The sequence below is a fragment of the Salegentibacter maritimus genome (assembly GCF_016236915.1).
Taxonomy (GTDB): domain Bacteria; phylum Bacteroidota; class Bacteroidia; order Flavobacteriales; family Flavobacteriaceae; genus Salegentibacter; species Salegentibacter maritimus.
Map to the genome: position 1 here is coordinate 97,848 of NZ_JAEHOK010000003.1, position 26,187 is coordinate 124,034.

Consider the following 26,187-nt stretch of genomic DNA (forward strand, 5'->3'; position numbering starts at 1 on the left):
AGTCTAAAAGACACTAAATAATGACCAAAATCAGGGCGGTTTTCTATTTCTATCGGCAATTTATTTTAATCTCTGTTTCCCTGAATTTTCTTTTTCTGCTCTTCGAAAACCCTGTAATATTTATCTTGCTTATTAAACTTTTTTTAAGTGTAGCCCTCTATTACATTTATAAAAGCTCTCTCAATCATTTGTTCCTATTTTACCAAAACCTTTCCTTAAGCAGCTTTCAGCTATTTTCTTTTGGATTTCTAATCGAAGTTATTTTGCTACTTATTTCTGCGGAAATTTATTTGAAATTGATAATATTGAACTCTACTTTGGCAATAGGCAAATCTTACACGGAGTTTACCTAAAAGCTGAAACGGGAAAAATAACCGGGGTTCTTGGCACAAACGGTTCCGGAAAAAGCAGTTTACTAAAGCTTTTCTTTGGTAGCCTGAATTCCAGGCATAAACTAGTAAGAATAGATAATAACCCCTATTTAAATCTGGATTAGCGAAGTATTTAGCACAACAAAGTTTTATTCCACCTGAGATGATGAAGCTAAAAACCGGTTTTCATTTTTTTAAAGTAAGCCTTAAGAAATTTACACATATTTTCCCCGAATTTAAAACACAGAAAAACAGCGGATAAAAGAATTTTCTAGCGGGCAACGCCGACTTATAGAAATTTATATTTGCATAAATAGCCGGGCTAAACTCATTCTTTTAGACGAACCTTTTTCACATCTTTCGCCATCGCATATTGAAAAAATTAAGGAATTGCTCCAAAAACTAAAGAAAGAAAAAGCGATAGTTATCACAGACCATATGTATAAGCATATGCTAGATGCAAGTGAGGAGCTCTATCTAATAAAAAACGGCTGTTCTAAATTAATTAAGAAAAAAGCGATTTAGAAGATTATCGTTACTTAAACCCCAAAACTTTGCAATAAAATACAAATCATAGCTTTAAATCCTGCTGTTCTATATTATTATATGCAGAACCTTCTAAAGGTGTTACCCCGAAAAGAAGAATTAGCCCCAAGGCTAGAATATGAAAAAACCTATCGGGATAATAAAATGAAGGTACTTCCAGGTAAAAAGCGATAAAAAAATTAACATCAGACAGGGCTAAAAAAAGTGTTCCTAGCAAAAAGTAAAAGCTTCTTCTACTACTAAACCTATTATTATAGGTAAATGCAAGGCCTATTAATAATATTGTTAAGGCCGTAAGCATTAAATAAGCCGGGGAAAACGAATTGTATAAATAAGCTTCAGGCACCATACCCAACAACTCAAATGACAAGTAAATATTAATAGCTATTACGACAATGCCCAGGATCAATTCGAAAAAATTAAATTTCACCGATCGAATCTTAGGAAAAACAATAAAGATCAATAAGAAAAAAATAAGTGACCTGGCTAGAAATGTTATAAAATTAAAAACAGCAATTTCATAATAAACCAGGGCTATATCGCAAATTAAATAAGCTATTAAAACATAGTTTATTTTTGGTTTTAAAACTCCTAAAGAGCAACTCCAAATTAAAAAATAAAGTGAATTTGCCACTCTAAACCACCTACTATCTTCTTCAGCTAAAAAACAAATACTAACTAGATTAATAATCACCCAGAATAGTGTAGAAGCAATTATAAATTTAGGGCTATAAAGGTTCTGTGTATTCGACAAGTGGATACGTTTTAAAGTAATTAAAAAGATGCTTAAAAAAATTACAGTCGTTACAAAAGTTTGTTTGCATCCCAAACTTTTTTATAAACTAATGTTTCGGTTCAAATAAAATGGAGTCTCTATTTAAATCAACCTCTATTAAGTTAATCTTTTTATTTAGGGTTTTAAAATAAACTATAAAAACTTTAATAGTGAAACTCCCCCAGCTCACTCTTTATAGTAAGTTTTTTCTCTTCCGAAGCCTCTACCCTTCCAATAACCTGTGCCCCTACGTTAAAAGATTTTGATATTGCAATAATCTCATCGGCTATTTTAGGATCTACATAAAGCTCCATACGGTGCCCCATATTAAACACCTGGTACATTTCTTTCCAATCGGTTTTACTTTCCTGTTGAATAAGTTTAAAAAGTGGCGGCACTTCAAACATATTATCTTTAACGATATGCAAATTATCTATAAAGTGAAGAATTTTGGTTTGTGCCCCCCCACTGCAATGTACCATTCCATGAATTTCCTTGTTACTAAATTTAGTAAGTATTTTTTTTATGATAGGCGCATAGGTTCTGGTTGGGGAAAGCACTAGTTTCCCGGCATCTACAGGTGCGTCTTCAACTAAATCTGTTAAGTTTTTGGTTCCTGAATAGATTAAATCTTCAGGAATATCGTTATCAAAACTTTCAGGATACTTTTCGGCTAAAACCTTAGAAAAAACATCGTGCCGCGCAGAGGTAAGTCCGTTACTTCCCATCCCTCCATTATATTCTTTTTCGTAAGAAGCCTGCCCAAAAGAAGCAAGGCCAACAATTACATTTCCCGGTTTAATATTGGCGTTATCAATAACCCCGGCTCTCTCCATTCTGGCAGTAACCGTAGAATCTACAATAATAGTACGTACCAGATCTCCTACATCGGCAGTTTCACCACCGGTAGAATGAATGTCTACACCAAATTCTTTTAATTCGGCAATCAATTCTTCGGTACCATTAATTATTGCTGAAATCACCTCTCCCGGAATTTTATTTTTATTCCTACCAATAGTAGAAGAAAGCATAATATTATCTGTGGCACCCACGCAAAGCAAATCATCAATATTCATTATCAGGGCGTCTTGCGCTATTCCTTTCCAAACCGAAAGATCTCCGGTTTCTTTCCAATACATATATGCCAGAGAAGATTTTGTTCCAGCACCATCGGCGTGCATAATTAAACAATGCTCATTGCTACCGGTAAGATAATCGGGCACAATTTTACAAAATGCCTTCGGGTACAAACCTTTATCTACATTTTTAATTGCATTGTGTACATCTTCTTTACCTGCTGAAACTCCGCGTTGCGCGTATCTTTTACTTACTTCCTGACTCATAATTCTTGTATTGAGGCCTCAAAGATAAACAGATTAGATTAGCCACTGAAGTAATCTAAAGTAAAAAAAACGCTAACAAATAAATTACTATGATAATTAAAGGGAAAAGTTTATTGAACTACCTCCCGGCAAAGCCTAGAGCCAATATTTATGTTTTTTTAATTCGCAGCAATATTTAGAAGCATTTAAATACTGGTTTTAGGCAAATCAAGTTTCTATTTCTACAAAAAAACCACGTGCATTAACACGTGGTTTTCAATTTAATTTTAACAACTTACCCGGTAAATTACCTGCAGTAAGCTAACAAAATATTAACTCTAGATTATCGAGTAAAAAGCAACTCTCTATATTTGGTTAGTGGCCAAAGCTCGTCGTCTACAAGCAGTTCCAGCTTATCGCAGTGATATCTTATTTCATCAAAATAAGGTTTTACCTCATCGCAATAAGCGAAAGCACGTTTTTCTGCATCATCAATTTTATTGGCCACTTTTCTGGCTTCTATCATCGCTTTCACACCGCTGTTAATTTTAGCAATATGTGCAGAAATTTGTTCAATAAGATCTAATTGTTCGTTAGAATGTTTTTTAAAGTCTTCGTTGTAAATATGCTTTAAACCTTCTACGTTTTCAATTAGAATATTCTGGTAACGCACCGCGGTAGGAATTACGTGGTTTCGGGCTATATCGCCCAAAATTCTACCTTCAATTTGAATACGCATTGCATAATCTTCAAGCTGAATTTCATGGCGGGCTTCCAATTCAATTTTATTCATCACCTTTAAATCGCTAAAAAGGGATATGGTTTTCTCAGAGATAAGAGCCTTCAACGCCTGAGGGGTTGTTTTGTTATTGCTTAAACCACGTCTTTTTGCCTCTTTTTGCCATTCCTCACCATAGCCGTCTCCTTCAAATCTAATATTCTTAGATTGCTTGATATATTCTCTAAGAACATTAAAAATAGCATCATCTTTCTTCATTTTCTTGCCTTTTATCAAGGCATCAACTTCTTTCTTAAATTCGTTGAGCTGCTTTGCCAGGATGGTATTTAAGATAGTCATTGGGTTTCCGCAGTTAGCGGTAGAACCTACTGCCCTAAACTCAAATTTATTACCGGTAAAAGCAAAAGAAGAAGTACGGTTACGATCGGTATTATCAAGTAAAATTTCAGGAATTTTACCTACAACATTTAGTTTTAATTCGGTTTTCTCTTTTGGAGACAATTTACCATCGGTAACCTTTTCCAATTCATCAAGGACTTCGGTTAATTGCGACCCGATAAACGCTGAAATAATTGCCGGTGGTGCTTCTTGCGCCCCCAATCTATGATCGTTAGATGCACTGGCAATTCCCGCTCTTAAAAGCTCTTCATTATCATGTACCGCTTTAAGAATGTTGATAAAGAAAGTAAGGAATTGAAGGTTCTTCATAGGAGTTGAACCCGGAGCCAATAAATTAGTACCGGTATCTGTAGCCAAAGACCAGTTATTGTGTTTACCACTACCATTTATTCCTGCAAATGGCTTCTCATGTAAAACCACCTTAAAGCTATGTTTTTCGGCAATTTTACTCATAATATCCATAAGCAAGGAGTTATGGTCTACGGCAAGGTTTCCTTCTTCAAATATTGGGGCTAGCTCAAACTGATTTGGAGCTACCTCGTTATGTCGCGTTTTCACCGGAATACCAAGTTTCATACACTCAATTTCCAGATCGCGCATATAGGCTAACACCCTGGAAGGAATAGAACCAAAGTAATGATCGTCTAACTGCTGCCCCTTTGCCGGCGAATGCCCAAGCAAGGTACGTCCTGCCAGGCTAAGGTCTGGACGTGTAGCGGCCAAAGCCGAGTCTATAAGAAAGTACTCTTGTTCCCAACCTAAAGTAGCGGTAACCTTGGTAACATTCTTATCAAAATATTTTGCCACAGCCGTTGCTGCGTGATCTACAGATTGTAATGCCCTTAAAAGCGGTGTCTTATAATCCAGGGCTTCACCGGTATAGGACACAAAAATTGTAGGAATACAAAGTGTTGTTCCCCAAATAAAAGCGGGAGAAGTAGGATCCCAGGCTGTATAGCCACGAGCTTCAAAGGTATTTCTTATACCTCCACTGGGGAAACTTGAGGCATCTGGTTCTTGTTGCACTAAAGCACCGCCACCAAACTTCTCTATCGCACCTGTATCGCCCTGTGTTTCAAAAAAAGCATCGTGTTTTTCGGCGGTTGTTCCGGTTAAAGGTTGAAACCAGTGGGTATAGTGGGTTGCCCCCTTAGAAATAGCCCATTCTTTCATTCCGGTAGAAATATGATCAGAAATTCTTCGGTCAATCTTCTTACCGGTTTTAATAGCTTCCATTACATTTTCGTAAGCTTCCTTGGTTAGGTATTGCCTCATAGAGGTTTCGTTGAACACATTTGTTCCAAAAAGTTCCGACCTTCGGGCCGGTTCTTCTATCTTAACCGGCTTTCGGTTAAAAATTTCTTTTAAAGCTTCAAATCTTAAAGTTGACATGACTGTGTTGTTTGGTAATTTTAAATTTCAGCAAACAAATGTAGATATTTTTCACTACACCCCACCAAACAACCACCCATTGATTGAAATTTTTATGATTTTATTAATACACCCCCCTAAATTTAACCCAAAAATGCAAGACCCGTAAAAATTACATAGCTTACAAATAAAATTATTCCCTTGTAGCGGCTAAAAAGAAACTTTTTTGGAAGAAAAGCCAGGGGAGCAACTACAAAAGCAACTCCTATCATCCAAAAAATATCGCTGGTAAGTATTTGATCTGATTGAATATAGATTGGTTGAATCATGGCCGTAATACCCAAAACTGATGCAATATTAAAAATATTTGAACCTATAAGGTTTCCTAAAGAAAGTGCTTTTTCCTTTTTTAAGGCAGCAATTACAGAAGCAGCAAGCTCGGGAACACTAGTTCCAATCGCAATCATAGTAACCGAAATAACCCTTTCACTCACACCAAGCATCGTGGCCAGGTCTACGGCACCATCTACCAAAAGCTCAGATCCGCCCCAAAGCGCAACCCCTCCAATTAATAACCATATTATCATTTTAAAGTTAGAAGTTTGCTTTAAGGAATCATCTATACCTTCTACCGCTATTTCAGTTTTTCTACGAGACCTTTTTATAAGTAAAAATAAAAAGACCACGAGTCCCAAAAATAAAATTAAACCTTCTAAACGAGATATATTCTCTCCGCTACTTAAAAAGTAATAAAGCACAATTGAAAACAGCATCATTGCAGGCCAGTTAAACCTAAAAAACTCCCTATCTACCGCAATAGAGGATATTATGGCCGTAATACCAAGTACTAAACCTAGATTAGCAATATTCGATCCTATTACATTTCCCAGAGATATATCTGAAAAGCCCGAAAGTGCAGCCTGCAGGCTCACCAAAAGTTCGGGGGCCGAGGTTGCAAAGGAAACCACCGTTAACCCAATAACCATTCTGGAAACGTTCAATTTAAAAGATAAGGCCACCGAAGCCCTAACCAGAAATTCCCCACCTACTACCAACAAAACAAGCCCAACAAGAATAAAAATAATACTCATCTATATTTTTTTTGCGAAGATAAAATAATCCTGTTAGCTACACTTAAAAGCATCATAAATCAAAAAATAAACTATTATTTTAGTAGACTAACTACTTTTTTCGTTATATTTGAAATAAGTAAAATCAATAGCATGATAAAACTAACCAACAAAGAAGAAGAGGTAATGCGTATTCTCTGGCAATTAGAGAAAGCTTTTGTAAAAGAAATATTACCCAAAATTAAAGATCAAAAATTACACTATAACACTGTCTCAACCATTGTAAGACATTTAGAAGACAAAGGTTTTGTATCACATAAGGCCTATGGCAATACCCACCAATACTACCCTGTAATTTCAAAAGAAGAATATAGAAAACATATTATGAGTTTAACCTCTAAGCGATTTTTTGATAACTCCTATAAAAGTATGGTATCATTTTTTGCTCAGGAGGAAAAAATTAGTGCAAAAGAACTTCGGGAAATACTTGAAATTATAGAAAAAGAAAAAGAGCAATAGGTATGGAAGCATTAATAACCTATACCTTAAAAAGTGCCGGGATTTTAAGTATTTTTTACCTGGTATATATAGCTTTACTTAAAAGAGACACATGCTTTACAACCCATCGAAGGTTTTTAATAGCCGGGATTTTGGCATCGGTCATTTTACCTTCTATTTATTTTACCAGAAAAGTAATTGCGGGAGCTAATAATTTCCCTGTTAACGAAAACATTTTAAGTACTCAAAAAGTTTCAAAAGAACTAACAGCCTGGTTCGGTATCTGGGAAGTGCTTGGCAGCATTTACCTATTGGTAGCTGCCTGTTTATGTGCAAAAATAATTGTACAGCTATACGGCGTTTTTAGGGTAATTTCAAATAGTAATCATTATAAAAGCAAAGGTTTTAAATTTATTGAAACCGAAGCCGCGATAAGTCCGTTTTCATTTTTCAAATACATTGTATACAATCCGGCATCACATTCAAAAAAAGATCTTGAAATAATCTTGCTGCACGAAAAAATTCATGCGTCCCAACTGCATTCTTTAGACACCATGGTCGCCAACCTTATTACTGCTTTACTTTGGTTTACCCCTGTTAGCTGGTTATATAAGAAAAGCATTGTACAAAATTTAGAATATATAGCCGACAAGGAAACGGTAGCAGTTTCGGGAGAAAAGAAATCATATCAACTGGCACTTTTACATATTTCCAATACTCATTTACAACCAGCCATTACTAATCATTTTTATCAATCATTTATCAAAAAACGAATTCTTATGTTAAACAAAAAATCACCACAACAACCAACTGTATGGAAAGTAGGACTTGTATTTCCATTAATCCTTGCTTTTATGCTCACATTCAACGTAAAAATTGAAGCAAAAACTGATAAAGAAGCCCCCGTTGAAGTGAAAACCGGTAAAGAAATCCAGGGCGACCCAATTTATATTTTAAACGGCGAGAAAACCAAAAAAGGAATCATAGACCTTATTGATCCAAAGTTTATACTGAGTATGAAAGTACTAAAAGATGAAAGTGCAATTTCGCTTTATGGCGAAGAAGCCAAAGATGGCGTGGTAATTATCACAACAAAGGTTTTAAACAAATCTAAAGAGAAAGCTCCTGGAACTAAGAAGAAACATTCTCTGGGATTTCAGCGATTCGAGAAAAAAAGTAATTCTACAAACAATTTTCAGATAAATAAAAACGAAAAAGTTTCTCCTTTAGTAATTATTGATGGCAAAACAAAAGACAAGCGTTTTATGGAAGATGAATTACAACCAAAAGATATTGAGAACGTAAAAGTCTTAAAAGGAAAGGCAGCCATTGCAAAATATGGCAAAAAGGCTAAAAATGGTGCAATTGAAATCACTAAAAAGAAAGACAAAACACCTACAGAATAGCTCTAATTTTAATATGAAAAATGAGTAAACTACCTCGGGGCAAGCCCACGAGGCATTCGTTGGAAACAAATTTTTAATTTCGAGGCAAGCCTCGGGGTATTTCACCCTTTGGCGATGCCAATAAAAAGGCAGGTTCATTCCCTGCCTTTTTCTTTTAACCGATTTTCAATATATTTGAAGTAAAGCCTTCTTTAAAAGCTGCTAAATCCAGGATTAAAATATTTTTTGAGTCTGGTCTTTAGGCAATGAATCTCGATTATCGAGTAAACCAACCAATTATGAAAAAGAAATTTTTTAAAGTTCTTTCTAAACTCAATAAAAAGATATTGCCCAGTTATACCAAAAAGCAATTAGACCTTAGAAAGGCCAGTAAAGTGCAAATGGCGATAATTGGCTGGAAATCCTGGGTAACAAGAAATTCATTAGATTAAAATAAACTTAATTCTAAACTCATTTAAAATCTAAATCCGTAGTTTCGGTATAAGCTTTTGGGCTTTATTAAAAGTAAGCATGTAAAAAGGCCTAAATATATCGACCTAAAACCCAATAAGTTTTAATTATATATTGATGGTTAAATTTAAGCTCTAAAGGAAATTATCAAGGGAAAGACAACGAGACATTAAATAGGAATATTTTTTGATTTTAAGGCAAACCCCAGGGCATTAAGTATTGATTATCGAATAATTTGAGAAATACAATTCTAATTTTAGATCAGTTCACCTTATATCTAGTATAAACCCTTTAAGATGAAAAAAAACCTGCTGCTTAGCCTTTTTTGCTTTTCGGTTATTAGTCTATATTCCCAATCCTGGAAAAAACTTCCTACCAATGCCAATGCCCATAAACGCCATGAGAATGCTTTTGTACAAACAGGGAAACATTTTATTCTAATTGGTGGTCGCGGCAATAAGGCAATAGATGTTTATAATAGCGAAAACCAAACCTGGAAAAAAGCTGCACAACCACCTATAGAGATGCACCATATGCAAGCTGTAGACGTAGACGGACTTGTTTATATTTTAGGAGCATTTACCGGAAGTTGGCCTAACGAAAAGCCAATTCCCAATATTTATATTTATGATCCCCTGGAAGATCTTTGGATAAAAGGCCCCGAAATACCCAAAGAGCGTAGACGTGGCTCGGCGGGAGTAGCTGTAAAAGATAAAAAAATCTATCTGATAAATGGTATTACAAACGGGCATACCTCTGGTTGGGTAAACTGGTTTGATGAATACGATTTATATAAAAACCAGTGGAACAGGCTTCCAGATTCGCCCAACGAAAGAGATCATTTTCAAGCTGCAATTATTGATAACATGCTGTTTGTTGCCGGCGGAAGAAAATCGGGAAGTGTAGCCGGTAACGGCTTTGCAGGAACCGTAAAGCCCACTGATATTTATGATTTTTCAACAAAAAAGTGGACCTCTACTACACCTATTCCTACCCCAAGGGCAGGCACTTCCATTGGAGTGATAGATAATAAGCCTGTAATTATAGGAGGAGAAAGCGACACACAGGAAACTGCGCATACTGAAGCTGAGGTTTTTAATCTATCTAAAGCAAGCTGGAGCAGTTTGCCTCATTTAAACGAGGGAAGGCACGGAACCCAGGCCATAAGTCTTAACCAACAAATTATAATTGGTGCCGGCAGTGGAAGTCGGGGTGGCGGCCCTGAGTTGAACAGCTTCGAAATATTTTCGTCAGATAACAAGCTTAATTTTAGTACGCAAGCCATATTGGCTGGAAATCTAAAAGCCTCTGATCTAGAACTTGATTTTTCAAAAGAAAAAACTAAGAGCTTACAAATTTCCAATAAGGGAGGTAACCAGGCTATAGTGATTACAGAAATTAAAATAAGTGATAGTTTTAAAATTTTAAATCCAAAGAAATTACCATTTGTATTAGCGCCCCGCTCAACATTTGAATTAAAAATACAGCAGACTAATCAAAACCAAGGAAAGCTTAACATTTTAAGAGCTGGTAGAAAAGAAGCTACTGTTATTAATTTAAGCATTAAAAACTAAAGTGATTTTTAACCCGGCTAACCCGAGCTCTTTTTTTTTCATCTGCAAACAAGTCTTAAAATAATCGTTAAAATTTAACCTGGGTTACAATAAACTTTTTTTTGTAATTTATTTTTGCAATTAAAATACATATAATTTATAGATCTCTATAGTATTACTTAATGAATAAAACCAAACCAGGCACAAGCGTAAAACGACTTTGGAACCTACTTAAATTAGATAAACGTGATGTAAAACATATACTATTTTATGCTCTTCTCGCCGGTTTAATAAACCTGGCCGTTCCTTTAGGAATACAAGCTATTGTAAACCTTATCCAGGGAGGTAGGGTAAGCACCAGCTGGGTTATTTTGGTTATCCTCGTTACCCTTGCCGTAGGAATGGTTGGTGTTTTTGAACTTCTACAGCTTAGATTGGCAGAAAATATTCAGCAAAAGATTTTTACAAGGTCTAGCTTTGAATTTGCTTATCGTTTTCCGAAAATTAAAAGTGAAGCATTGCAAAATATTTATCCTCCCGAGTTAGCAAATCGCTTTTTTGAAACCATTACTGTACAAAAAGGTGTAAGTAAAATTTTATTAGACCTCCCCGCAGCAACAGTTCAAATTATACTGGGCGTAGCTTTGCTTTCCCTATACCACCCATTCTTTATCTTATATGGATTATTGCTTGTTTTACTACTTTACCTTGTTTTTAAATTTACGGCAGCAAAAGGTTTAAAAACAAGCCTGGACGAATCTAAAAACAAGTACCAGGTTGCCTATTGGATACAGGAAATAGCCAGAAACCTAAAAAGCTTTAAAATTTCAGGAAGGAGCAAATTGGCAATAGAAAAAAACGACCGATTAACTGCAGAGTACCTGAAAGAAAGGGAAGACCATTTTGGGGTGTTAAAAATGCAGTATGTTAAACTAATTGTCTTCAAAATCCTTGTGGCAGGCGGATTATTGGCTATTGGAGGACTTTTGGTGCTAAATCAACAAATGAATATTGGACAATTTGTAGCCGCCGAAATCATTATTTTATTGATAATTTCTTCGGTAGAAAAATTAATTAGGGGCTTAGAAGATATTTATGATACCCTAACTTCACTTGAAAAGATTGGGCAGGTAGTAGACAAACCACTGGAAGCTTTTGAAAATCAAAACTCTGTAGACATCTCCAATGGAATTAAGTTAGAATTAAAAGACGTAGCCTTTGAACCTGATGGATATTCGGTTCTTAAAGGAATTAATTTCACCCTGGAAGCGCAAAAAACTTTATTAATTACTGGGCCTGCTGGTAATGGACGTACCAGTCTTTTAAAACTTATTTCAGGTATTTTCACCCCTACCAACGGAAAAATTTACATTAATGACACTGCAAGGCACACACTGGTTTTAAATGAATACAGGCAACATTTGGGTACCGTTCTACCCGATGAAATTCCCTTTGAAGGCAGCCTTTGGGAAAATATAACCTTTGGAGATACCTCTATCTCAGATCAGGATATAGACTGGGCACTGGAACATTCGGGACTAAAAGATTTTGTAAAAGACCAACCCGATGGAATCTTTTCCCAAATCCATCCGGAAGGTAGGTATCTTTCTACCTTAATAGCCAAAAGAATCATTTTGGCCCGTGCCATTGTTAGGAAGCCTTCAATTATAATCCTAAAAGAACCTTTGGAAAAATTTGAACCCCGGGAACAGAAAAGAATATTTAAGTTTTTAACTGAGCCTACAAATAAATGGAGCCTTATAGTAGCCAGTAACGATGAGATTTGGACAGAGGTTTCCGATACACGCATAGAATTGCGGGAAGGTAGAATCGTTAAATCCCTGTAGTTATGCTGAATATTTCTGAAGAAAAATTAAATGAACGAATAGACATCACTGATTCCAAATCGGGGAAATTTGTATTTTTTAGAAAACATTACACAATATTCAATAAAGTACTTATTGGTCTTTTTGTTGTATTTGTTATTATTCTCTTTTTACCCTGGACACAAAATATTAGAGCTACCGGAAATGTTACTACCTTAAGCCCAGAGCACAGACCGCAAACCATACAATCTCCAATTCCGGGGCGTATTGAAAAATGGTATATAAACGAGGGGGACTTTGTAAATAAAGGAGATACCATTCTACAAATTTCGGAAGTTAGTAGTGACTATTTTGACCCTAATCTTATAAGCAGAACTTCCGGCCAGATTGCTGCTAAAAACCAATCGGCTTCAACTTACGATGAAAAGATTGCTGCGTTAGGAGAGCAATTGGCCGCCCAGCAAAACGAAAGGGAATTAAAGCGTAATCAGGCTATTAATAAAATGGAGCAATCCCGTTTAAAGGTAGTTAGCGACAGTATAAAACTTGAAGCGGCAGAGACACAGGTAGAAATTGCCCAAACGCAATTTGAGCGCACACAAACCCTTCAGCAAGAGGGCTTAAAATCGTTAACCGAATTAGAAGCCAAACGTTTAAAACTTCAAGAAGCGCAAGCTAAATTAATTGCCCAGCAAAATCAGCTATTATCCAGTAGAAATGAAGTGATAAATGCCGAAATTGAGATCAATAGGATTAAGGCCGAATACGCCGATAAAATTTCAAAAACCCGGCAGGAAATTTTCACTTCCAAAGGCAATCAGTTTAGCACCAGGGCCGAAGTAGACAAACTTGAAATTCAACTTTCCAATTACGAGCAGCGCAGTAAATTATATTATATCCTTGCTCCGCAAGATGGTTATGTTAATAAAGCTTTGCGCGCAGGTTTAGGCGAAACTTTTTCCCAGGGCGAACAATTAGTAGGTATTATGCCTTCAAATTACCAAATGGCAGTAGAAACTTTTGTAAGACCTTTAGATTTACCTTTAATTCACGTTGGCGAAGAAGTTCAGGTTCAATTTGACGGCTGGCCTGCAATTATATTTAGTGGTTGGCCAAACCTCTCCTATGGTACTTACAGTGCAAAAGTAGTAGCAGTAGAAAACTATATTTCTCCCAACGGTAAATACCGCGTATTACTAGCCCCCAATCCAAATGATAACCCGTGGCCAAAACAAATAGGTATTGGAAGTGGAGCCCAAACTATTGCTCTGTTAGAAAACGTACCTATTTGGTACGAAATATGGCGAAACTTAAATGGTTTCCCCCCAAATTATTATGCGCCAAATGATAGCCCACAAGAGAAACCGGTAAAGAGCAAAACTAAAAAATAGAATAAAAAATGCGTTTAGCACACTATTTATTAATGTTGTTTTTTGTTTGCTCCCAGGCATGGGCACAAACAGAGCACTTAAGCTATACCGAGTTTTTAGAAAAGGTAATTAGTGAGCATCCTGTGGTGAAACAGGCAAATCTTGTAAGCGAAATTGGCGATGCCAGGGTTCAAACTTCCAGAGGTGGTTTCGATCCGCGTTTTGTGGTAGATTATAAAGAAAAACAATACAAAGGCACCGAATACTACAAACTTTTAGATGCTCAATTGCAAGTACCTATGTGGTATGGCCTAAAATTAAAGGGCAATTTTGAGCAAAACCAGGGTACTTATATAAATCCGCAAAACAAAGTCCCTGAGGCCGGACTTTTTCAAGCAGGAGTAATTTTATCCCTTGGTGAAGGCTTATGGATAAACTCCCGAATGGCAGGTTTACGCAAAGCCCAGGCATATAACGCACAAAGCAAAGCTGAACAACAACTCTTAGTAAATGATATTCTTCTAAAGGCATCTTTTAGTTATTTTGAATGGCTACAAGCCCACGAAAAACTGGCAATTTTTGAAGATTTCCTAAGCAATGCAAACCAACGCTACCGTGGGGTTAAACGAAGTGCAGAAACCGGCGATATTGCAGGAATAGATACTGTTGAAGCGAGGCTTAACATACAAGAGCGCAAACTGCAGATGAACCAGGCGGCAGTAGAGCTAAGGAAAGCGAGGCTAAAACTCTCTACCTATTTATGGAGCCAGGATCAACCCCTACTTTTACAAAATGGTGTGGCACCGGTAAATACAGATGTCATTTTAGGAGACCTACTTGCGGAAATTCCTGAATTAAATTTTGAAACCCACCCACAATTGGCCTTTTATCGTCAAAAAATAAAAGCGCTACAAATAGAAAAACGCTATCGCTTTAATAAGTTATTACCGAAGGTAGATGTTGAGTATAATTTTCTATCGGAAGAACCCGAAAATTTTGAAACATTTAATGCCGATGCCTATAAGGCCGGTTTAAAAGTTTCTATGCCTTTATTTTTAAGAAAAGAACGTGGAGATCTTAAAATTGCGGAATACGAGTTACAGGATGCCAGGCTGGAACTTAATCTTAAAAATAATCAGCTAGAGGCTAAAGTTAATGCTTTGCAGCAGCAGCTTCAGGCTTTTTTACAGCAAATAGACATGAGCAAGCAAATGGTAGCTGATACGCAAACCTTATTAGATGCCGAAGTACGAAAATTTAATTTTGGCGAAAGCTCAATCTTTCTTATAAACACTCGCGAAAATAAATTTATAGAATCCAGGCTGAAGCAATTAGATATTCAAATAAAGTTTTTAAAAACCCAGGCCGAATACCTACAAGCACTTGGTAGCAATGCCCTACCCTAGAATTCAAAATTTTTAAAGTTACCAAAAAGCCTAATGAATTCAATACTTATCCCAAAAACGGGATTTGATGTTCCCAGGCTTGCCAAGAGGTAATTTACTTCTGCTATTATTTAAGGTATTTAAAAATATGTAGATAAGCCAGGCTATTAGCCTAGAATATACAGCAACAAGCCTTACTGTATCTCATCCCTTAATATTTGTGATCTAAGGGTTTTAAACTAACACCACAACCGGGTTGCCTATTTTTATTACTTCCCATAGCATACTTCAAAAGATTGTACTCAATTCAATTTAAAAAACTTCCTTGTTGTAAGGTTTTAGGGAACTCATTTTATTGTTTTGGTTGCTGGCTCCCGAATATCCAACTTTTCAGTAAGAACCTGATGAGTATCATAGCACCACAAAATATTTATAAGTATAGGCCTCTATCTTACAGAATTTTATGTAACAAAAGTAACTGTAATACACGGGCTTTAAGCTTAGTTTTGCAACTGAAAATCAAGAAATTATTTATTTAAAAATAATGATGATGAGCACAAAAGAAGAATTAAGCAAAAGTACCGGCGGTAGCATTGTAGATGTTCGTACGCACCAGGAATTTATGGGCGGAAGTGTTTCCGGCTCGGTTAATATTCCGCTTCATGAAATTCCACACCGAGTAGATGAACTAAAACAAATGCAAGCACCCTTAATTTTATGCTGTGCCTCGGGAAACCGAAGCGGACAGGCAGCGAATTATTTGAGCAGGCAGGGCATAGATTGTATTAATGGCGGCTCTTGGCTGGAAGTAAATTACCTAACTCAGCAAGAAGTATAAATATGATTGCAAAACTTAAACAACTATTAGGCATTAAACCTGCACCCAATTATAATGAGCTTTTGGAAGAAGGCGGACTAATAATAGATGTAAGAACCAAAGCAGAATTTGTAGGTGGGCATATTAAAGGATCTAAAAACATGCCTTTACAAAATTTAGGTACAAGCCTTACTAGTTTAAAAGACAAAGATAAACCCATTATAACCTGTTGCGCATCGGGAATGCGCAGTGCTTCTGCGAAAAATCTCTTAAAGTCTAACGGCTTTACCCGGGTATACAACGGCGGCAGTTGGGCTCGGCTTCAAGAAAAAATTTCTTAAGCTTATGAAAACAAGAATCACGAGCGGCTGGACCTGGATTCGGGCTGCCTACTTATTTATTGGCATTTTGGTAATGATACAAAGTGCTTTAGAAGGCCAATGGATTGGTATAGCCCTTGGTGCCTGGCCGGCTGCAATGGGTCTTTTTGGACTTGCCTGTGCAGCAGGAAATTGTTCTACGGGAAATTGTGAAGTTCCTCATAAAGAAAAACACATTAGTAAATAACTTTAGAACAAGCTCACAAAGCATGAATATTTGAAAATATGATTTGCTTACGAGGCAGGTCTCAGAGGATTAAATCTGGATTATAGAGTCAAAATAATTGCTCGCCACCAGGCGGGCTTAATGCTTTTACGCTTTTAGAAAACCAGGTATACCAAATTTCTTTCTCCTACAAGCCCCCCAAAATACTATAAAAAAGCTTCCTGTATCTACGCTAGCCTTATAATTCAATATAAGAGGAACTTTAAAAGCAATAAATCTTTTCTGGTTACAAAAACCTGGCTTCCACATACCAGCTAAGGGTTTTCCCCTATTTTTTATAGGTTTTTATACTTATTTTTAGTAATTATGTTATACACATTTAGGTCACCCTACTTTCCTAAGAGTAAAACCAACACTAAAAATTAATTTACAATAAAAAAGAAAAATCCCACGGAGTACGCAGGATTTAAGATTTTTCTTCGGCTTATAGCCTTATTATGAATTGCTTTCAGATTACTAATATAAAAATAAAATAATTCATGAGCAACTTAACTTTAGGAATTGACCTTGGCACAAATTCAATTGGATGGGCAATTAGAGATATTTCAGCATTCGAAAATCAAATTATAAAAAATGGGATTCTTATTTTTGACAAAGGTGTTGGTGAAGAAAAAGGAATTGAATTTCCTAAAGTTAGAAAACGTACCGAAAGCCGTGGTAAGCGTCGAAATTATCAGGCTGAAAAATATAGAAAATGGGAATTACTGGAATTCTTGATTGAAAATAAAATGTGTCCGCTTACTATTGATGAGCTAAATGAATGGCGAAAATACTCCAGAAAAGACAAACGCAAATATCCTCAAACAGAAGAATTTATTAATTGGCTGAGATTTGACTTTAATGGCGACGGAAAACCCGATTTTCATTTATTGGGTGGTGACAAACACGAGAGTTATTATTTATTCAGGGCAAAAGTAATTAGTGAAAATACTACAGACAAAAAAGTATTTCAAGAAAACCCAGAGATTTTAGGACGTGTTTTTTATCAACTAGTTCAACGACGTGGTTTTAAAGGGCGTGATGAGGAAGAAGCCAAAACAATGCTTAAAGGCTCAAAAGATGGTACTGTAAAAGGCAGGGATGCTATTGCTGAATATATCGAAGAATATAAAAGTTTAGGTGCGGCACTTTATTACTACCAAAGAGACCACTCTACAGATTACGAAAAGATAAGGATTCGTCAACGGTACAATTTGCGAAAAGATTATGAAAATGAACTAAAAGAAATTTGCCGTGTTCAGAATTTAAGCGAAAGTGATTATAAAAAGTTGCACAAAGCCATTATTTGGCAACGCCCATTACGAACTCAAAAAGGTTTGATTGGCTTATGCACTTATGAAAAAAGTAAACGAAGAGCACCTATAAGTCATCCGCTTTATGAAGAATATCGTACATGGGTATTCATTAATAACCTTAAAATTGAAGCTCCAGAAGGAGAATCCATTGAAAATTATCTCAATGAGAAAATTTATCCATTGTTCTTAAAAAGCAGTAACGATTTTAAGTTAAAAACCATTCTCGATAGAATTAATAGAGATGGTGCAAAAATTCATTCTAAATTCAGTGAAAGACCAGACACTAAAGCTCTATCGGCAAAACTGCTGAAAAAACTACAAGATGTTTTGGGCGAAAATTGGAAAGAAGATTATAATTGGAAGACTTCTTTTGAGCGCCAAGCTCAACCCAAGAAAAAACAAAACAATAATTATTCAGTTGAAGATATTTGGCACGTTTTATTCACTTTTGATAATGAAGAAAAACTTAAAGATTTTGGTACACAAAAACTACGACTTACTGAAGAAAAAGCTGAGAAATTTTCAAAAATAAAATTACAACAGGGTTATGCAACGCTTAGTCTTTCAGCAGTAAAGAAAATCATTCCTTACCTTCAAAAAGGCTTTATTTACCCTAAAGCAGTTTATATGGCCAACCTTCAAAAGGTTTTGGGAACCCCCGAAATATCCAAAAATTTTATTAATCATTTTGCCAATGAAATTGATGGTATTTATGAAAATGCTTCCACAGCTAAAAAACTAAACAATGTGCTTAACAGTCTTTTTAGGACAGAATTAATTGCTGAAGGCGATTATCACCTTTCGGAAAATGAAGATTTGGATGCCTCTGATTTAAATTTAATTCAGCAGAAAATCATCGATAATTTAGGCGAAAAAACCTGGAAAGAAACAGATGAAGCTACTCAAAATAAATATAAAGATTATGTAAAAAAGCACTTTAAAGATTTTTTACAAAAACCACTGCAAGCCAAAAAAAGTGGATTTATGGAGCAGCCCAGAATTCATGACCAGATTTTTTCTTATCTCCAGGAGCATTATCCAGAGCAGGTTCCTGATGAAAACATCAAGTTTTTATGGCATCCATCTGAACAAGAAAAATACCCCAATGCTTCAGAATATCAAGAAGTCAGCTTAAAGAATAAAACTTTTTACATTAAAGAAAGTGAGCTTGATCGCTTTTTACATAAAAATCCCACTGCCGAAACCGAAGGGATTTCTTTAAAATTATTGGGAGATCCTGAGCCTATAAGCAAAGGTTTTAAAAACCCAATGGCTCTAAAAAGTTTACATAAGCTTAAACAGTTATTGAATTTTTTGTTGCAAACCCAACAAATTGACGCACACACACGCATTGTGGTTGAAATTGCCCGAGAATTGAACAACGCCAATTACCGGAAAGCTCTTGAGAAATGGCAAAATGAACGTGAACGAGAAAATGAGACTTTCAAAAAGCGTATTGAAGAAATCAATAAAGAATGTAAAACTAGTTTTGATGTTAACGATAAATCACTATTGCGGAAAATTCGCCTTTGGGAAGAACAAGATAAAAAATGCCTTTACACAGGTGAAACCATTAATATGTGCGATGTGCTTAATGGCGAATATTACGATATTGAACATACCATTCCTGCAAGTATAAGTTTTGATAGTGAGTTGAAAAATTTAAGTCTGGCTAATAAAGATTTTAATAATCGCATTAAAGGAAAAAAATATCCTTCACAACTCGATAATTATAAAGAAGCTTCAACCTTTAATGGAAAACACATGGAGCCTGTTATAAAAAACATCGAAAGTATTTTTGGGAAACGTACTTTTTACAAAAAGAAAGTTAAAAAAAGAGGTGTAGAAAAAGAAATCACCGTTGAAAAATGGGCAAAAATAGCTGATTTAGAAAAACAGTTGGATGGTTTAAAAAACCTGAGTTATATAGATAACAAAGACGCTAAAGATTATAAAATTCAGCAACGACACCTGTTAAAATTCAAATTAGATTATTTAAAACAAAAACTGCAAACCTTTACCGTAGAAGAATATAAAGCCAGTTGGAGAAACAGTCAGTTACGGGATACTCAAATTATGACTAAATATGCTGTTCCATATTTACGAACGGTCTTTAATCGCGTAGAAGTACAAAAAGGAAATGTAGTAAATGATTTTAAAGAGATTTACAATGTAAAATTATTTGGTGAGAAAAAAGACCGAACCAAACACAGTCATCATTCTGTAGATGCAGCCATTTTAACGCTTATTCCAAAACCTGTTCACCGAGAGCGGATTTTAAAAGAATATCATCTAGCAAAAGATAATCATACTGCTAAAACTTATCATGAACAACCTATAGATTGGGATGATTTTAAACCCTATTACATTAAGCAAATTGAAGAAGAAACCCTTATCAATAATTTAACCGAGCAACGCACCTTAACCCCAACTTTTAAAAAGGTAAGAAAACGTGGTAAAATTGATAAAAAAGAAAACGGCAAACCAAAATGGGCAAAAGGTGACACTATTCGCGGACAATTACACGAGGAATCATTTTATGGTGCTATAAAACAAGCCAAACGTAATGAAGATAATACCATCGTGTTTGATGAGAAAAAGAAAATGATTTTAGAAGATGAAATTAAACTTGTCATTAGAAAACCTTTGGTTTATGCAAAAGATAACAATACACCTGGTTTTAAAAAATTAGCTGATATTAAAAAAGTAATTGTTGACAAAGCCTTGTTTCAAATGATAGCAAAACAAGTTGAAGAGGCAGGAAGTTTTAAAGATGCTTTAGCAAAAGGCATCTATATGTTAGATAAAAAAGGCGAAAAAGTCAATAAAATTAGACATATTCGTTGTTTCTTTAAGGGGCTAAGTTATAATAGTTCAGTTAAGCCACATATACACGATTTTTCTTCCGATAAAGATTATAAACAATCAACCATAGCTAAAAGAGGAGATAATATATTCTGCTTATTTTACAAAGGCGAAATCAAAGGAAAAGAAGAACGAGCTATTAATATTGTGGGCATTTTTGATTTAGCAAAACTAGACATTAATGATGAAAAAGAATTTTTCGAAATCCCACATTTCAATTCCATTCAGAAGAAAAAAGCCGAACTGCCTTTATATGCTATCTTAACATCAGGACAAAAAGCTATCTTTTATAAAGAAAGCTTGGAGGAACTAAAAGAGCTTAACGAAAAAGAACTTTCTGAACGAATGTATAAAATGTATCAATTTGAGGCCGATTCAAATAAAATAAAATTCAAACATCATTTGATTTCAGGAGCTAATACAGATATTACAAAAAACTTACCAAAAGGTTATAAAGAGGCTTCGGCATATGGAAGCTTTGAGAAACAACCCTTAATGCGGTTAACGGCTGGTAACTGGAATTTTGCAATTGAGAAAAAAGATTTTGAAATGAATTTGGATGGTTCAATAAAATTTAAATTTTAAAAGGTGATGAAAATTTTCTTTGGTAAGAACCAGCCCAGCCCTGGCAGGTTTAGAAAACCTGCCAGGGCTCAATTCGACAAATAAAAGTTGATAATATGCAAGACAAAAAAGCAATATTAAATCCCGAAAGCTCCTATCATATTTATAATAGAGCAAATGGGAGTGAGCAATTATTTGTATCAAACGAAAACTATAGGTACTTCCTCAAAAAGTATGATACATATATAAATCCCATAGCAGATACGTTTTGCTATTGTTTGATGCCTAATCATTTTCATTTTTTGTTAAGAATAAAAACAGAAGAAGAGTTATCATCAACTTTTCCAAAGTTTGAAACTTTGGAAAAGTTAAGCCTCCTCCTAAGCAAACAATTTTCAAACTTCTTTAGTTCCTATACACAAGCTTTCAACAAACAACAAAGTAGAAAAGGGAGCCTGTTTATGAAAAATTTTAAACGAAAGCTCATAACTAATGAAGGTTATTTTAGAAAAGTTATGCATTATATCCACTACAATCCTGTAAAAGCCGGTTTGGCAACATCTCCAAAAGATTGGAAATATTCTTCATATCGAACAATTATTTCCAATAGGGAAACAAAACTACAAAGAGAAGAAGCCATAAGCTATTTTAATGACCTCAATAATTTTAAATATTGCCATAATATACCACCCGAAATTACCGGCATTAATTAAGTCGTGAAAATTTCAGACCCTTTCCAAGATTGAAAAAACCCAACAACTATGATAAAACGCAGCCTCTTTTTTGCCAATCCTGCTTACTTAAGTACCAAAAACGAGCAGTTAGTAGTTTCCTTCCCGGAAGGGGAAAAAGAAGATAAAACAGTTCCCATTGAGGATATTGGGATGTTGGTTCTGGAAAATCCTCAAATTACCTTGACCAACGGACTTATCACAAAGCTTATTCAAAATAAAGCGGCCGTGGTGAATTGTGATAAACAACACCTTCCCTGCTCTATTTTACAACCCCTGGTAGGCCACACCGAACAAACCGAACGTTTTTCAGCTCAACTCAGTGCAAGTTTACCATTAAAGAAAAATTTGTGGCAGCAAACCATAAGCGCTAAAATTAGCAATCAGGCACAGCATCTTTTTAGGAGAGGTAAAAACCATAAAAAACTAGTGCGTTGGGCTAGAGAAGTGAAAAGTGGCGATACCGAAAATCACGAAGCTATCGCAGCCGCTTTTTATTGGCAAAACCTTTTTGAGCTAGAAGGTTTTACCAGGTATAGACACGGAGATCCGCCAAACAGTTTGCTTAATTACGGTTATGCAATTTTAAGGGCTGTTACCGCCAGGGCACTTATAAGTTCAGGTCTATTGCCGGGAGTGGGAATCTTTCATCATAATAAATACAATGCCTTTGCGCTAGCCGATGATATTATGGAACCCTATCGCATTTATGTAGATGATTTGGTATATGATATAGTTCTTGCAGAAGAAAATATAGAGGAGTTAAGCACAAACCTGAAATCGCAACTGCTAAAAATACCGGCTTTAGATGTTTTTATTGACAGTAAATGGAGCCCGCTAATGATAGCCCTTAGTAGAACCACCAATTCTCTGTATGAATGTTTTGCCAATCTAAGTCGGAAGATTCTTTACCCGGTTTATCAATAGCAAGCGGTTTTTAGCATGAGATTTCAACATTAAATATATGGATCAAAAATTTTCACGTTTAAATCAATATCGAAGTATGTGGGTATTAGTGTTCTTTGATTTGCCAACTGAAACCAAAGTAGAAAGAAAAGCGGCAGCTCGTTTTAGAAAAAACCTGCTTGATGATGGATTTGGAATGTTTCAGTTTTCAATTTATACCAGGTTTTGTGCAAGCCGTGAAAATGCCGATGTGCATACCAAACGCACTAAAAGAAATCTCCCAAAAAAAGGAAAGGTGTGTATTATGCAAATAACCGACAAGCAATTTGGAATGATAGAACTTTTTCACGGTAGAAAAGAAACCGCTCCCGAACCCCCTACTCAACAACTTGAGCTATTTTAGGATTTTAAAATTCCTTTTAGACTGATTTTAAATGTCTTAAAACTTAGAAAATTTTAAATCCTACAAAACCATCTAAGAAACAGGAAACCAGCTTTTTATAGCGGGTATCCTGTGAATCCTAGATAAAAATACAATTCTGAAAGCAATTCACAACTTTTGAAGTTATAGAAGGCACACCGGCAGCCCTGTGAATCCTAGATAAAAATACAATTCTGAAAGCAATTCACAACTCTAAGCGGCCATTTAAAACCGCAGAAAACCTGTGAATCCTAGATAAAAATACAATTCTGAAAGCAATTCACAACTTTTAGCGGTGTCCGCTTCACCTAAAAATCCTGTGAATCCTAGATAAAAATACAATTCTGAAAGCAATTCACAACCCACGCAGTATGCGCCTATAATCTTATTACCCTGTGAATCCTAGATAAAAATACAATTCTGAAAGCAATTCACAACTTGCTCCGCTAACAAAACGGAAGTAAACAGCCTGTGAATCCTAGATAAAAATACAATTCTGAAAGCAATTCACAACTAACAGTTTGCATCCCTTCAAAGCCTTCAACCTGTGAATCCTAGATAAAAATACAATTCTGAAAGCAATTCACAACCTAAAAAATCATTTATGTATAATCGAATTCCTGTGAATCCTAGATAAAAATACAATTCTGAAAGCAATTCACAACTACTCATTCTCCTGGTAAATGGTTTCCTGGCCTGTGAATCCTAGATAAAAATACAATTCTGAAAGCAATTCACAACACTGGAAAGGGAAAGGGAAATAAAATATTTCCTGTGAATCCTAGATAAAAATACAATTCTGAAAGCAATTCACAACTGTTATTGTTCCGCAAAGTTATGCCGATAACCTGTGAATCCTAGATAAAAATACAATTCTGAAAGCAATTCACAACTACGGGTAAAAACACCTTTGCCGCAACCCCCTGTGAATCCTAGATAAAAATACAATTCTGAAAGCAATTCACAACTTCCAAAATCAACCACACTCCATTCACGAACCTGTGAATCCTAGATAAAAATACAATTCTGAAAGCAATTCACAACTAAATGCAAAAGCAAAAGGCCCCAAAACAGCCTGTGAATCCTAGATAAAAATACAATTCTGAAAGCAATTCACAACTCCCTTACCGAAGATTTAAGTAAAATGCTTCCTGTGAATCCTAGATAAAAATACAATTCTGAAAGCAATTCACAACTCTTTTTTCTTTTTTTCCTTATCGGTTTCCCCTGTGAATCCTAGATAAAAATACAATTCTGAAAGCAATTCACAACTGTAACTCAATTCTTTAATGGTATTCAGAACCTGTGAATCCTAGATAAAAACACAATTCTGAAAGCAATTCACAACTCGAAGCTCTTTATCCAGCGCTTTATACTGCCTGTGAATCCTAGATAAAAATACAATTCTGAAAGCAATTCACAACTAATAATATTAGAGCTATTCTATTTATACGCCTGTGAATCCTAGATAAAAATACAATTCTGAATTCTTAAGCCAAAACAACATTATTTTATACTAACCTAAGATCGTAGAAAACAACAACCCGAAGTCCAAAAGATCACCTCGAGAATCAGCGAAGCTAAAGCAAATAACTGTTCTCTTTTTGGTTCAAGTACCTAAATGCATAAGCATACTCTCGTTTCACTTCTCGATAGATAAAAATACAATTCTAAAGCCAAAAACAACATTATTTTAAACAAACCTAAGATCGTAGAAAACAATAACCCGAAGTCCAGAAGATCACCACGAGAATCAGCGAAGCTAAAGCAAATAACTGTACTCTTCTTGGTTCAAATACCTAAATGCATAAGCATCCTCTCGTTTCACTTCTCGATGACCAAAACTAAAAATACAATTCTGAATTCTAAAGCCAAAAACAACATTATTTTACAGCAACCTAAGATCGTAGAAAACAACAACCTGAAGTCCAGAAGATCACCACGAGAATCAGCGAAGCTAAAGCAAATAACTGTACTCTAATTTCTGTGATATACTTAAAATCATAAGAACATCCTCTTGTTTCACTTGTCGAATTCCGAAGCCAGAGCAAGCATTATTTTACGCATTATCAACTACCCCACCTCCACTCTCCTAAAATATTGCTGAAGAATATCTGAAACCTTTTTTAAGGAAGTAATTTCAGGACTTTCTACGTGCTCCAATTCATATTTCCACCCCAGGGCTTCCCATTTATGTACTCCCAATTTATGATAAGGGAGAATTTCTATCTTTTCAATGCTTTTATAATTTTTGAAATGATCTCCCAGCTGATGTAAGTACTCTTCCTGATCTGAATAACCAGGCACCAGCACATAGCGTAACCACATAGGTTTACCGGTAGACTCCCTATATTCGGCGAATTTCAGGGTATTTACATTAGACAGTCTGGTAATTTTATGATGCCAATCGTTATTTATATGTTTAATATCTAACATCACAAGATCTGTGGTTTCCAGTAAGTCTTTAGTTTGCTTATCTATCACTTTTCCATTGGTATCTAAAGTAGTGTGAATGCCCTCTTTATGAAGTTTGTTGAATAACTCTTTTAGCATAGCACGCTGCAAGAGTGGTTCGCCTCCAGAAATAGTGACGCCTCCATTCTTTCCGAAAAATGGTTTTTGTTTTTTGGCTTTGGCTACAATTTGATCCAGACTCATTAAAGTACCACCGTCTATACTAATGGTATCGGGATTGGCACAATACAGGCAATGAAACTGGCATCCCTGAACAAATATTACCAATCTAATGCCCGGCCCGTCATGTGTTCCAAAAGTTTCAATAGAATGTACCCGTAAAGCTTCCGCCTTCTGTAAATTGGCAATTAAATTACCTGAACCTGTTGTACTTGTGTTTTTCATAAGCTTTTAGAATCAAGCTCCCTAGACCGGGAGCTATGTATG

At 35.5% G+C, this 26,187-nt stretch carries 21 protein-coding genes and 1 CRISPR repeat array; of the genes, 16 read left to right on the plus strand and 5 right to left on the minus strand.

Annotated elements, in window-relative coordinates; translation table 11 throughout:
• Positions 1-331: 331 nt before the first annotated feature.
• Together I6U49_RS16970 and I6U49_RS17275 are read left to right on the plus strand one after the other, a co-directional pair.
• Positions 332-496 carry an ATP-binding cassette domain-containing protein gene (locus I6U49_RS16970; protein ID WP_394370299.1) on the plus strand — a complete coding sequence of 55 codons (165 nt, stop codon included), beginning with the start codon at positions 332-334 and terminating at the stop codon, positions 494-496.
• Between the two features lie 172 nt (positions 497-668).
• Complete coding sequence (locus tag I6U49_RS17275; RefSeq protein ID WP_394370300.1) at positions 669-896, plus strand: P-loop NTPase family protein; 228 nt, start codon at positions 669-671, stop codon at positions 894-896.
• 46 nt (positions 897-942) lie between these two features.
• Here I6U49_RS17275 and I6U49_RS03725 read toward each other — a convergent pair whose 3' ends face one another.
• The 4 genes from I6U49_RS03725 to I6U49_RS03740 form a co-directional block, all read right to left on the minus strand.
• Positions 943-1,671 (minus strand): hypothetical protein, encoded by a 729-nt coding sequence (locus I6U49_RS03725; RefSeq protein ID WP_198627622.1) that lies wholly within the window; start codon positions 1,669-1,671, stop codon positions 943-945.
• Between the two features lie 185 nt (positions 1,672-1,856).
• Positions 1,857-3,035 carry an AIR synthase related protein gene (locus I6U49_RS03730; protein WP_198627623.1) on the minus strand — a complete coding sequence of 393 codons (1,179 nt, stop codon included), beginning with the start codon at positions 3,033-3,035 and terminating at the stop codon, positions 1,857-1,859.
• A 322-nt stretch (positions 3,036-3,357) separates the two neighbouring features.
• Positions 3,358-5,544 (minus strand): glutamine synthetase III family protein, encoded by a 2,187-nt coding sequence (locus tag I6U49_RS03735; protein ID WP_198627624.1) that lies wholly within the window; start codon positions 5,542-5,544, stop codon positions 3,358-3,360.
• A gap of 122 nt (positions 5,545-5,666) precedes the next feature.
• Positions 5,667-6,614 (minus strand): calcium/sodium antiporter, encoded by a 948-nt coding sequence (locus tag I6U49_RS03740; RefSeq protein WP_193711146.1) that lies wholly within the window; start codon positions 6,612-6,614, stop codon positions 5,667-5,669.
• Positions 6,615-6,746: 132 nt separating this feature from the next.
• Here I6U49_RS03740 and I6U49_RS03745 point away from each other — a divergent pair, with 132 nt between their 5' ends.
• The 14 genes from I6U49_RS03745 to cas2 all read left to right on the plus strand — a co-directional run bounded on the left by I6U49_RS03745 (position 6,747) and on the right by cas2 (position 23,268).
• Entirely contained in the window at positions 6,747-7,112 is a 366-nt protein-coding gene (locus I6U49_RS03745; protein ID WP_193711147.1) for a BlaI/MecI/CopY family transcriptional regulator, read from the plus strand.
• A 2-nt stretch (positions 7,113-7,114) separates the two neighbouring features.
• A complete protein-coding gene (locus tag I6U49_RS03750) occupies positions 7,115-8,497 on the plus strand; it encodes a M56 family metallopeptidase (RefSeq protein WP_198627625.1) in 1,383 nt (460 codons plus the stop codon).
• Between the two features lie 278 nt (positions 8,498-8,775).
• The gene (locus I6U49_RS03755) at positions 8,776-8,928 is read left to right on the plus strand and encodes an SsrA-binding protein (protein ID WP_198627626.1); all 153 of its coding nucleotides are present in this window, start codon (positions 8,776-8,778) and stop codon (positions 8,926-8,928) included.
• Positions 8,929-9,243: 315 nt separating this feature from the next.
• Positions 9,244-10,521 carry a Kelch repeat-containing protein gene (locus I6U49_RS03760; RefSeq protein ID WP_198627627.1) on the plus strand — a complete coding sequence of 426 codons (1,278 nt, stop codon included), beginning with the start codon at positions 9,244-9,246 and terminating at the stop codon, positions 10,519-10,521.
• A 161-nt stretch (positions 10,522-10,682) separates the two neighbouring features.
• Positions 10,683-12,347 (plus strand): peptidase domain-containing ABC transporter, encoded by a 1,665-nt coding sequence (locus I6U49_RS03765; RefSeq protein WP_198627628.1) that lies wholly within the window; start codon positions 10,683-10,685, stop codon positions 12,345-12,347.
• A gap of 2 nt (positions 12,348-12,349) precedes the next feature.
• Positions 12,350-13,717 (plus strand): HlyD family secretion protein, encoded by a 1,368-nt coding sequence (locus tag I6U49_RS03770; RefSeq protein ID WP_198627629.1) that lies wholly within the window; start codon positions 12,350-12,352, stop codon positions 13,715-13,717.
• An 8-nt stretch (positions 13,718-13,725) separates the two neighbouring features.
• Positions 13,726-15,102, plus strand: a complete 1,377-nt coding sequence (locus I6U49_RS03775; protein ID WP_198627630.1) for a TolC family protein — start codon at positions 13,726-13,728, stop codon at positions 15,100-15,102.
• Positions 15,103-15,631: 529 nt separating this feature from the next.
• Entirely contained in the window at positions 15,632-15,919 is a 288-nt protein-coding gene (locus I6U49_RS03780; protein ID WP_198627631.1) for a rhodanese-like domain-containing protein, read from the plus strand.
• A gap of 2 nt (positions 15,920-15,921) precedes the next feature.
• Positions 15,922-16,239, plus strand: a complete 318-nt coding sequence (locus I6U49_RS03785) for a rhodanese-like domain-containing protein (protein WP_198627632.1) — start codon at positions 15,922-15,924, stop codon at positions 16,237-16,239.
• Positions 16,240-16,243: 4 nt separating this feature from the next.
• Positions 16,244-16,465: a hypothetical protein gene (locus I6U49_RS03790; protein WP_193711156.1), complete on the plus strand. Its 222-nt coding sequence runs from the start codon at positions 16,244-16,246 to the stop codon at positions 16,463-16,465.
• A 518-nt stretch (positions 16,466-16,983) separates the two neighbouring features.
• Positions 16,984-21,249 (plus strand): type II CRISPR RNA-guided endonuclease Cas9, encoded by a 4,266-nt coding sequence (gene cas9 / locus I6U49_RS03795; protein ID WP_198627633.1) that lies wholly within the window; start codon positions 16,984-16,986, stop codon positions 21,247-21,249.
• Between the two features lie 440 nt (positions 21,250-21,689).
• The gene (locus tag I6U49_RS03800) at positions 21,690-21,941 is read left to right on the plus strand and encodes a hypothetical protein (RefSeq protein ID WP_198627634.1); all 252 of its coding nucleotides are present in this window, start codon (positions 21,690-21,692) and stop codon (positions 21,939-21,941) included.
• A gap of 48 nt (positions 21,942-21,989) precedes the next feature.
• A complete protein-coding gene (cas1, locus tag I6U49_RS03805; protein WP_198627635.1) occupies positions 21,990-22,886 on the plus strand; it encodes a type II CRISPR-associated endonuclease Cas1 in 897 nt (298 codons plus the stop codon).
• A gap of 37 nt (positions 22,887-22,923) precedes the next feature.
• On the plus strand, positions 22,924-23,268 hold the full coding sequence (gene cas2 / locus I6U49_RS03810; protein ID WP_198627636.1) for a CRISPR-associated endonuclease Cas2: 345 nt from the start codon (positions 22,924-22,926) through the stop codon (positions 23,266-23,268).
• Positions 23,269-23,376: 108 nt separating this feature from the next.
• A CRISPR array of direct repeats spans positions 23,377-24,711; the repeat unit is 47 nt; unit sequence CCTGTGAATCCTAGATAAAAATACAATTCTGAAAGCAATTCACAACT.
• A 648-nt stretch (positions 24,712-25,359) separates the two neighbouring features.
• Here the strand turns inward: cas2 and pflA are convergent.
• On the minus strand, positions 25,360-26,145 hold the full coding sequence (pflA, locus tag I6U49_RS03815) for a pyruvate formate-lyase-activating protein (protein WP_198627637.1): 786 nt from the start codon (positions 26,143-26,145) through the stop codon (positions 25,360-25,362).
• Positions 26,146-26,187 lie beyond the last annotated feature (42 nt).

Excerpts from the sequence above, each read along its gene's own strand:
- I6U49_RS03730 (WP_198627623.1), bottom strand. The coding sequence starts at position 3,035 with ATGAGTCAGGAAGTAAGTAAAAGATACGCGCAACGCGGAGTTTCAGCA.
- I6U49_RS03735 (WP_198627624.1), bottom strand. The coding sequence starts at position 5,544 with ATGTCAACTTTAAGATTTGAAGCTTTAAAAGAAATTTTTAACCGAAAG.
- I6U49_RS03740 (WP_193711146.1), bottom strand. The coding sequence starts at position 6,614 with ATGAGTATTATTTTTATTCTTGTTGGGCTTGTTTTGTTGGTAGTAGGT.
- I6U49_RS03745 (WP_193711147.1), top strand. The coding sequence starts at position 6,747 with ATGATAAAACTAACCAACAAAGAAGAAGAGGTAATGCGTATTCTCTGG.
- I6U49_RS03750 (WP_198627625.1), top strand. The coding sequence starts at position 7,115 with ATGGAAGCATTAATAACCTATACCTTAAAAAGTGCCGGGATTTTAAGT.
- I6U49_RS03755 (WP_198627626.1), top strand. The coding sequence starts at position 8,776 with ATGAAAAAGAAATTTTTTAAAGTTCTTTCTAAACTCAATAAAAAGATA.
- I6U49_RS03760 (WP_198627627.1), top strand. The coding sequence starts at position 9,244 with ATGAAAAAAAACCTGCTGCTTAGCCTTTTTTGCTTTTCGGTTATTAGT.
- I6U49_RS03765 (WP_198627628.1), top strand. The coding sequence starts at position 10,683 with ATGAATAAAACCAAACCAGGCACAAGCGTAAAACGACTTTGGAACCTA.
- I6U49_RS03770 (WP_198627629.1), top strand. The coding sequence starts at position 12,350 with ATGCTGAATATTTCTGAAGAAAAATTAAATGAACGAATAGACATCACT.
- I6U49_RS03775 (WP_198627630.1), top strand. The coding sequence starts at position 13,726 with ATGCGTTTAGCACACTATTTATTAATGTTGTTTTTTGTTTGCTCCCAG.
- I6U49_RS03780 (WP_198627631.1), top strand. The coding sequence starts at position 15,632 with ATGAGCACAAAAGAAGAATTAAGCAAAAGTACCGGCGGTAGCATTGTA.
- I6U49_RS03785 (WP_198627632.1), top strand. The coding sequence starts at position 15,922 with ATGATTGCAAAACTTAAACAACTATTAGGCATTAAACCTGCACCCAAT.
- I6U49_RS03790 (WP_193711156.1), top strand. The coding sequence starts at position 16,244 with ATGAAAACAAGAATCACGAGCGGCTGGACCTGGATTCGGGCTGCCTAC.
- cas9 (WP_198627633.1), top strand. The coding sequence starts at position 16,984 with ATGAGCAACTTAACTTTAGGAATTGACCTTGGCACAAATTCAATTGGA.
- I6U49_RS03800 (WP_198627634.1), top strand. The coding sequence starts at position 21,690 with ATGAAAAATTTTAAACGAAAGCTCATAACTAATGAAGGTTATTTTAGA.
- cas1 (WP_198627635.1), top strand. The coding sequence starts at position 21,990 with ATGATAAAACGCAGCCTCTTTTTTGCCAATCCTGCTTACTTAAGTACC.
- cas2 (WP_198627636.1), top strand. The coding sequence starts at position 22,924 with ATGGATCAAAAATTTTCACGTTTAAATCAATATCGAAGTATGTGGGTA.
- pflA (WP_198627637.1), bottom strand. The coding sequence starts at position 26,145 with ATGAAAAACACAAGTACAACAGGTTCAGGTAATTTAATTGCCAATTTA.